The 8,428-nt window shown below is 54.6% G+C and carries 4 protein-coding genes; 3 read left to right on the top strand and 1 reads right to left on the bottom strand.

The features are described from left to right. Window positions 1–1,694: RecQ family ATP-dependent DNA helicase (locus ABJQ89_RS10475; RefSeq protein ID WP_348496185.1), on the top strand; the 1,694-nt coding region annotated here is incomplete at its 5' end. Between the two features lie 29 nt (window positions 1,695–1,723). Then, a complete protein-coding gene (gene yaaA / locus ABJQ89_RS10470; protein ID WP_348496184.1) occupies window positions 1,724–2,494 on the top strand; it encodes a peroxide stress protein YaaA in 771 nt (256 codons plus the stop codon). Here the strand turns inward: yaaA and ABJQ89_RS10465 are convergent. Then, window positions 2,482–4,713 carry a response regulator gene (locus ABJQ89_RS10465; protein ID WP_348496183.1) on the bottom strand — a complete coding sequence of 744 codons (2,232 nt, stop codon included), beginning with the start codon at window positions 4,711–4,713 and terminating at the stop codon, window positions 2,482–2,484. The genes yaaA and ABJQ89_RS10465 overlap by 13 nt on opposite strands. A gap of 141 nt (window positions 4,714–4,854) precedes the next feature. On the opposite strand from ABJQ89_RS10465, the gene ABJQ89_RS10460 reads away from it, so the two are divergent. After that, window positions 4,855–8,428 (top strand): MG2 domain-containing protein (locus ABJQ89_RS10460; RefSeq protein WP_348496182.1); only part of this gene is annotated, 3,574 nt, incomplete at its 3' end.

Raw genomic sequence — 8,428 nt, 5'->3', positions numbered from 1 at the left:
TGGCGTCTGGCGGTGCCGTTAATCTGCTGCGTCGTGCAGGCGTGCGCCGCATCGCAGTGGATGAAGCCCACTGCGTGAGCCAATGGGGCCATGATTTCCGCCCTGATTACCTGCGCATCGGCGATCTGCGTCGCGCTTTGGATGTTCCAGTTGCGGCCTTCACAGCTACAGCAGATGCTGAAACGCGCGAAGAAATTGCAACGCGTCTCTTTGATGGTCAAACGCCCCAAACGTTTTTGCATGGTTTTGACCGCCCCAATATTCATTTGGCCTTTGCTGCCAAGGATGGCCCGCGCCAACAAATCCTGTCTTTTGCAGCAGCGCGAAAGGGGCAGTCCGGCATCGTTTATTGCGGCACCCGCGCCAAGACCGAAGGTCTGTCTGGCGCTTTGAGTCAAGCAGGGCATACAGCCTGTTTCTACCACGGCGGTATGGATCCAGATGCGCGCCGGGAGGTGGAAAAACGCTTCCAGCGCGAAGATGGTTTGATCGTCGTAGCGACCGTTGCTTTCGGCATGGGCGTGGATAAGCCAGACATCCGGTGGGTCGCGCATGCTGATCTGCCTAAGTCAATTGAGTCCTATTATCAGGAAATCGGACGTGGTGGCCGTGATGGCGCGCCTGCTGAAACCCTGACGCTTTATGGCCCTGATGACATTCGTCTGCGCCGAAGCCAGATTGACGAAGGGCTTGCCCCACCCGAACGGCGTGCTGCGGATCATGCGCGATTGAACGCATTGCTTGGTTTGGCCGAAGCGCTCGATTGCCGCCGCGCAAGTCTGCTCGCGTATTTTGGTGAGACCAATGTGAAATGCGAAAACTGCGACCTGTGCGATGCGCCTGCTGAAGTCTTTGACGGCACGACCGCTGTGCGCAAAGCACTGTCCGCAATTCTACGTACGGGTGAATATTTCGGCGCTGGGCATCTTATCGATATTCTCATGGGCGTTGAGACCGACAAAGTCCGCGCGCGCGGTCATGATGGGTTGCCGACCTTTGGGGTTGGCACCGAATATGGCAAGCGCGAATGGCAAGCTGTGTTTCGTCAGATGATGGGCCACGATTTGGTGCGCCCCGATCCTGAACGTCATGGCGCACTGCGTATGACGGACGATGCGCTGCCGATTTTGCGGGGCGAAGCCTCGATCAGGTTGCGCAAAGACACGATCAAAAAAGCGTCGAAATTTGCACCCAGCGTCAAAGCGTTGGTGAACGAAGAAGACGCGCCGCTGCTGTCCGCGCTCAAGGCCAAGCGCCGCGCCTTGGCAGAAGCCGCGCGCGTACCGGCCTATATTATTTTCAATGACAAAACGCTGATTGAAATGGCGCAAAACCGTCCGCAAAATTTGGACGACATGGCCGCGATTGGCGGTGTTGGTGCGAAGAAGCTTGAAACGTATGGTTCGGCCTTCCTAGAAGTCATTGTCGGAGAAGTCGAAGCCGTTCATCCCGCGCGCCGGAAGTTGGCGGGCAAGGAAAGCGGTACGCTGTATGATCGATTGCTGGAAGTGCAGGCAGATCTGGCCCGGGGCGGCGAGGGTCACGACAAGCCTCTGAGTTGCTCCGCGTCTTTGCTTGCAAAGGTGGCTGCGCAAAAACCGCAGAATGAAGATGCGCTTGAACGGATTTTGGGCGAACGACGCAGTGAAAGATTTGGCCGCGCTTTTCTGGACGTCCTGCGTGAGGCGAGCTAAGTCGTTAAGGGTCAATTAAGGGGGCGGATATGCTTGCAGTGATTTCACCAGCAAAACGATTGGATTGGGCGGAACGTGATGTCGAAATGACAGCGCCTGATTTACAGGAAGATGCGGTGCGTTTGGCAAAAACCGCCAAGAACCTGACCCTTGGTGATTTGCGAAAATTGATGAGCCTGAGCGATGATCTCGCGCGGCTCAATCGCGACAGGTTTCGCAGTTTCGAAGCAGAACCAACGGCTGATGCAGTGCGACCGGCGGCCTTCGCTTTCGCTGGTGACACCTATCAGGGATTGGAAGCGTCGACTTTAGACGCGGATGAATTGCTTTGGGCGCAAGATCATTTGCGCATTTTGTCGGGTCTCTACGGTGTGTTGCGGCCGCTTGATGGGATTCAGCCCTATCGCTTGGAAATGGGGTCCCGTTTGAAAACCCGTCGCGGTGCATCCCTTTACGACTACTGGCGCACGGACCTTTCTAAAAAGCTGAATGATCAGGCCGAGGTTGTCGGGACTGACACGCTAGTAAATTGCGCTAGCCAAGAATATTTCGGCGCGGTCGCACCCAAAGCGCTTAAGCTTCGTGTTGTGACCCCCGTCTTCATGGAACTGAAAGACGGAAAAGCAAAGATCGTGAGCTTCTTTGCGAAGAAGGCACGCGGTGCGATGGCGCGGTATGTTGTGCAAAATCGCCTGACGAACGCAGACGATATCAAAAGTTTTGATACGGGCGGTTATGCATTCCAGCCGGATATGAGCGAGGGAGACAAGTTTGTCTTCTTGCGTGACTATCCGTCTTGATCGTTGAGTGCAGGGCGCGTTCCTGCAACCTTTAGCTTCGTAATTTGCTCGATGACGAGGGCCTTTTTCAAAGGTTTGGTCAGGTAATAATCGAGGCCTGCTGCGATGATTGCCTCTTCATCGCCGGGCATTGCATGGGCTGTCATGGCGACGATTGGAACATGTGTCCCGCCCGACTGTTCCAAGGCGCGAATTTCGCACGTTGCTTCCTTGCCGTCCTTTTGCGGCATCGAGATATCCATAAAGACGAGATCGGGCTTAAAACTTTGGAATAGTTCAACGGCCTCCGCGCCATTGTTGGCGAAGGTTAAATCAATATCCAAAGTTTTTAACATTTTGCTAAAAACCAATTGATTGGTTTTATTGTCTTCTGCGGCCAGAATGCGCAATTGGCGGTGCTCTTGAGGTGCGGGCGCGACCGCATGTTTCGGGTCTGACGGCGCTTTTTCACCGATGCGGCGAGTATGCGTAAAGACAGGTGTTTGGCTCTTGACGGGCACAGCCTCTTCCGATTGCAGGGCCATAAGATGTCGAAACAAGGTTTGTCGCGCGACTGGTTTTTGCAGCACTGCAGTGACAAGGTCGCGTGCTGGGTCTGCCTCAGCAATACCTGCGTTTGATGTCATGAGGAAAATCGGCAATCTAGGCTTCGCCTCGCGTAGCGTTTTCGCTAGATCATACCCATCCATTTCCCCTTGTAGATCGTCGATTACGGCCAGTTCACAATCATCAGTAAGGGCGGTCATTGCGGCCTGTTTATCCACCGCAGTTAGGCATTTGATACCGAGCAGGGAAATCTGTTTCTCGAGTATGGAGCGTGTGATGTCCGATCTATCGACAACCATTGCTTTGCCAATATTGGGTTTAACAATATCCAGCGCCCCTTCTGGATCGCACTGCAGCATGGCTTGAAAGCCAAAACACGTTCCAGCGCCATCCTCTGACGTGACCCAAATGCGCCCATCCATCATCTCGATCAAACGCTTGGTGATCGCGAGGCCAAGGCCAGTTCCCTCGAATTGTCGGTTCTTTTCGCTTTCGACCTGATTGAATTCGCCAAAAATGTGATCGATCTTATCAGCCGGAATTCCAATGCCAGTATCCTGAACAGTGACATGTAGCTCACAAACACCCGCCTCATAGTGACCTGTGACAGAGATCAGAACATGCCCGTCGGTGGTGAATTTAACTGCGTTACCGATAATGTTGGTGAGTATCTGACGAATGCGACCCGGATCGCCAAAAAGCTGGGTTGGTAAGAAGAGGTCATAATCAATAAGCAGCGCAACACCTTTGTCCCGTGCGGAGGGCTGCAGCAGGCGCATAACCTCGTGAATGCACTGTTCGAAATCGAACGTAATCGGACGTAGCTGTAGTTTCTCTGCTTCAATTTTGGAGTAATCGAGCACGTCGTTGATGATGGTTAACAGCGCCTCGCCCGAGTTGCGAATGGTATCAATAAAGAGGTTCTGTTCCTCATCGGTGTTCGTTTCGGCCAATAGATCGGCCATGCCTACGATACCATTCATAGGGGTGCGAATTTCGTGGCTCATATTCGCGAGAAAGGCTGATTTTGCGCGGCTGGCAGCCTCTGCGTCATACCTCGCTTTCTTGAGTTGGTTTTCATAGCGGATCGTATCGGTGATGTTGAGCGCAAGGCTAACAACATCACCCTCTGCGCTTCGTTCATCCACCAGTTTGGCATAAAGCCCGTTCCAAAATTTGATGATACGCGGCTCAGGCTTTGGCGAATTCCACCGCTCCAACATCGATGCGCGCCATTCACTGGCGCTCAAGTCCTCTGTATCAACAATGCCTTCATCGGTCAGGATCAACAGCATCTCCTGATACGTCACACCGGGCTTCATGTCCTCAAGGTTATCAAAGACGCTGAGATATGCATTGTTCGCGCCGACCATTTCGTTGTCCGCATTGTAAAAGGCGAAACCGTCTTGGATCGTGCGGATGGATTGCCAAAGACGACGTTCGGCGATTTCGATTTTCTGATGCGCTGCGGAGAGATCAGACTTAACGCGCCTGTTTTCGTGGCGCACATTTGCGACTTCGGCTTCGGTTTCTTCGATCCGATCTGACAGAGCGCGGGCATGTCGACCAAGCTTGCGATTGGCGGAAAAGAGCTCAGCCTCTTTCATCTCCAAAAGACGTTCTGCGGCAAGACGCGCACGTCGTTCTTGGGAAAGTTTATGCGCAAGGCTCATGCGGCAATCACTAGAATCAGGGTTTCAGACACCGGTGACAATCCGCCTAGGAAGTGAAGATTGATTTAATCGACGGGTAGAAAACTTGCCAAACGCCCGTATGCCGTGTCACGTTTGTCTTATTGATTTAAGGAGTTTCCCATGCGCCGCATTTTCGCCGCTGTTATTCTTGGCTTATCTATGGCCACGCCAATGTTGGCTCAAACCAGTCTTGTTCCAGAGCAACGTTTGGTCTATTCAAAGGACGTTGATTTCTTTGGGTCTGATCTAACGAACCTGTTTGATACAACACAGGACGCTTGCGAAACCGCGTGTTTGAGCAATTCTCAATGCACAGCGTTTACATTTAATCAGCGCTCTAATTCCTGTTTCCCCAAAAGCGGTGTGAGTGAAAAGCAAACCTATGAGGGTGCGCTATCTGCCGAGGTGTATCGCGCAAATGCGAATACCCTTCAGACCGCGACAGCACGCGCGAATGATCTCGGGTTTCTTAGTGATCGTGATCGCAGTGCAATCCGTGCGCAGGCAGAGGGTCTGGGCGCATTGCATCCCGGTGGCAAGTGGAGCGTGCAGGTCTTGCTAGACGCTGTTCGGGATCGCCGCGCAGAGAAGAATTTGATGAGCGCGATGCATTGGATGGGCGCGGCAACTGCGCAATCTGATGCTAGTGATATGTGGGCCGAATATGCGCGCCTTGCGCTTGAGGTGAACGCGAAAAGCACGTCGGATAAGCGCAAGTTCCGTCGTCGCGCATTAAATGCGGCCGCTAACGCCTACCTGCGCGCACCCAGCCCTGCGGCTCAGGTGAGCGCGCTGCAAATTATGGCCGAGGCGATGGAGCGCGATGGTCGTGGGCGCGATATGATCCCGGCGTTGCGATTGGCAGAGTCGATCCAGCCGCGCGATGATGTCATCGCAGCGCTCGATAAAGCGATTGCCAAATATGGGTTTCGCATTACCGAGCATCGCGTTGATAAGGATTCCGCGACGCCACGGATTTGCGCGGAATTTTCTGAACGCCTTGTTAAAGCAGGCGTTGATTATACGCCGTTCGTGAAGCTCCCTGACCAAAGCTTGTTCGTTGAATCCGATAGTCGTCAAATCTGTATCGATGGCGTTGAGCATGGCGTGCGCTATCAGGTGACGTTCCGTTCTGGCCTGCCTGCCGCAAGCGGTGAAAAGCTGGTCAAAGATGTGTCATTGACGATGTACGTTGGTGATCGAACGGCCTCTGCGCGCTTCCCTGGTCGCGCCTATGTGCTGCCGAAAGCGGCAGATGCTGCCATTCCGTTGGAAACGGTGAATCTTGATGAAGTTGACCTTCTTCTGCGCCGTGTGAGTGATCGCAACGTGTTGCGCACCATGCAGGAGGATATGTTCGCGCGTCCGCTCAGCCAATACGAAGACGAGATGTTCAAACGCAACATCGGCGAAGAGGTTTGGACAGGAACGGGACAAGTCGAAAATACGCTTAATCAGGATATGACAACCCGGTTGCCGATGGGTGATCTGATCAAGGACTTGCCTGCGGGTCTCTATGCATTGACCGCGCGCGTGCCGGGCGTTGCTGTGTATGAAGACGCAGGCGCAACGCAATGGTTCATCCTCTCCGATCTTGGTCTGAGCACATTGAAGGGTGTTGATGGCGTCCATACGTTTGTGCGTGGCCTGTCAGATGCGTCCGCGAAGGAGGGTATCGAAGTGACACTCCTTTCCCGTTCCAACCGCGTACTGGGAACAAGCATAACAGACACCAATGGTTATGCGCGCTTTGCAGCAGGGCTCACGCGCGGCACGGGCGGCGCTGCGCCTGCCTTGGTCCTGGCCAAGCAGGGCGATGAGGATATGGCGTTTATGTCCTTAACAGAGCCTGCTTTCGATCTGTCTGATCGCGGCGTTGAGGGGCGTGAACCTGCGGGTCCGATTGATCTGTTCCTCACAACTGATCGCGGGGCGTATCGAGCGGGCGAGACGATTTTTGCCACCGCACTTGCGCGGGATGGAACAGCCGCGGCACTGGGCGATGTGCCGATCACCGCGATTTTGACCCGACCTGATGGCGTTGAATATACGCGTGACCTGTCGAATAACGACAGCGCGGGCGGCCATGTCTTTGCTCTGCCTCTTGGGCCGACAGTGCCGCGCGGAACGTGGACCTTGGCCATGAAGGCGGATCCGGACGCGCCAGCGCTTGCGACGCAAAAACTGCTGGTTGAGGATTTTCTCCCAGAGCGCATCGATTTTGATCTGTCTTTGCCGGACACGCCAATCCGTCCCAATGATACCCCGCCATTAACAGTGTCAGCGCGGTATCTTTTTGGCGCACCCGGGGGTGATTTGCCGATTGAAGGGGCTGTACGGCTGAGCGCGATTTCTGAATTGGAAGGCTTTAAAGGGTTCCGTTTCGGGCGCTACAATGAACCCATTCGCGCGCGCACCAAGTTCCTGTCAGGTGCTGGTCGTACAGATGCTCAAGGAAATGCGACTGTCGCGCTTGAGATGCCAGAAATGGAAGGCGCGCGCGTGCCTATGCAAATGCGCGCAACGATCCGCGTGTCCGAAGGCAGCGGACGGCCTGTGGAACGTCAAATCACCCGTGCGCTTGCGCCGAGTGGTCCGATGATCGGGATCAAAGAAGTGTTCGATGGCGTGGTGCCACAGGGCAGCAATGCCGAGCTGGAGATCATTGCGATTGATGCGAACCTTAACCCAACACCGATGCAGGTGCGCTGGACAGTTAACCGCGTTCGCACGCGATATCAGTGGTATCAGCTATACGGCAATTGGGATTGGGAACCTGTCACGACGCGCAAACGTGTGGTGAGCGAGGTTGTCACCCTCGGCACCGCGCCCTTGCGCATCAGCGCGCCTGTTGAATGGGGACGTTACGAGGTGGTGGTTGAGCGTTTGGACGGTGAACCGATTGCCTCCTCCAGCGATTTTTACGCAGGGTGGTATGCACCTGCAGATACCTCTCGCACGCCTGACACGTTGGAACTGTCTCTCGACAAGGAGAACTACAAAACCGGTGACACGGCAGAGCTACGTCTTGTGCCACGTTTTGCTGGAACGGCGCTTATCTCTGTTATGTCCAACCGGGTGATCCATATGGAAACGGTTGATGTGGCAGAAGGCGAAAACATTATTCCGCTGAACGTGACCGACGAATGGGGCGCAGGTGCGTATGTGACGGCCAATGTGATCCGCCCGATGGATGTTGCTGCCGGACAAAACCCTGCGCGCGTGCTTGGCCTGTCCTACGCAAAGATTGATCCGGACGCGAAACAGCTCTCGGTCTCTATCGATGCGCCCGATACCTCTGGGCCGCGTGGTCCGCTAGAGGTGGGCGTGCAGGTCGATGGCATCACTGCGGGCGAAACAGCTTATGTGACATTGGCAGCGGTTGATTTGGGCATCTTGAATCTTACGGCATTTGATGGCCCTGATCCGTCCGAGCATTACTTTGGCCAACGTCGTTTGGGCATGGAAATACGCGATGTCTATGGTCGCTTGATTGACGGAATGAATGGCGCGATGGGGCAGGTGCGCTCTGGCGGGGACGCTGTTTCACGCTTGCGGATGAAAAGCCCGCCACCAACTCAGGACTTGGTTGCTTACTTCTCTGGTCTCGTCACAGTTAACGCTACAGGCATGGCGAAAGTGACTTTCGACATGCCTGCGTTTAACGGCACGGTTCGACTTATGGCTGTGGCTT

The organism is Planktotalea sp. (assembly GCF_039984035.1).
Classification (GTDB): Bacteria; Pseudomonadota; Alphaproteobacteria; order Rhodobacterales; family Rhodobacteraceae; genus Planktotalea.
Note: the sequence above shows the minus strand (reverse complement) of the source record. Positions and strands in the feature narration are given on the sequence as shown.

What these genes read in the sequence shown, in the direction of transcription:
- ABJQ89_RS10465 (WP_348496183.1), bottom strand. Translation starts at nt 4,713, where the DNA reads ATGAGCCTTGCGCATAAACTTTCCCAAGAACGACGTGCGCGTCTTGCC.
- yaaA (WP_348496184.1), top strand. Translation starts at nt 1,724, where the DNA reads ATGCTTGCAGTGATTTCACCAGCAAAACGATTGGATTGGGCGGAACGT.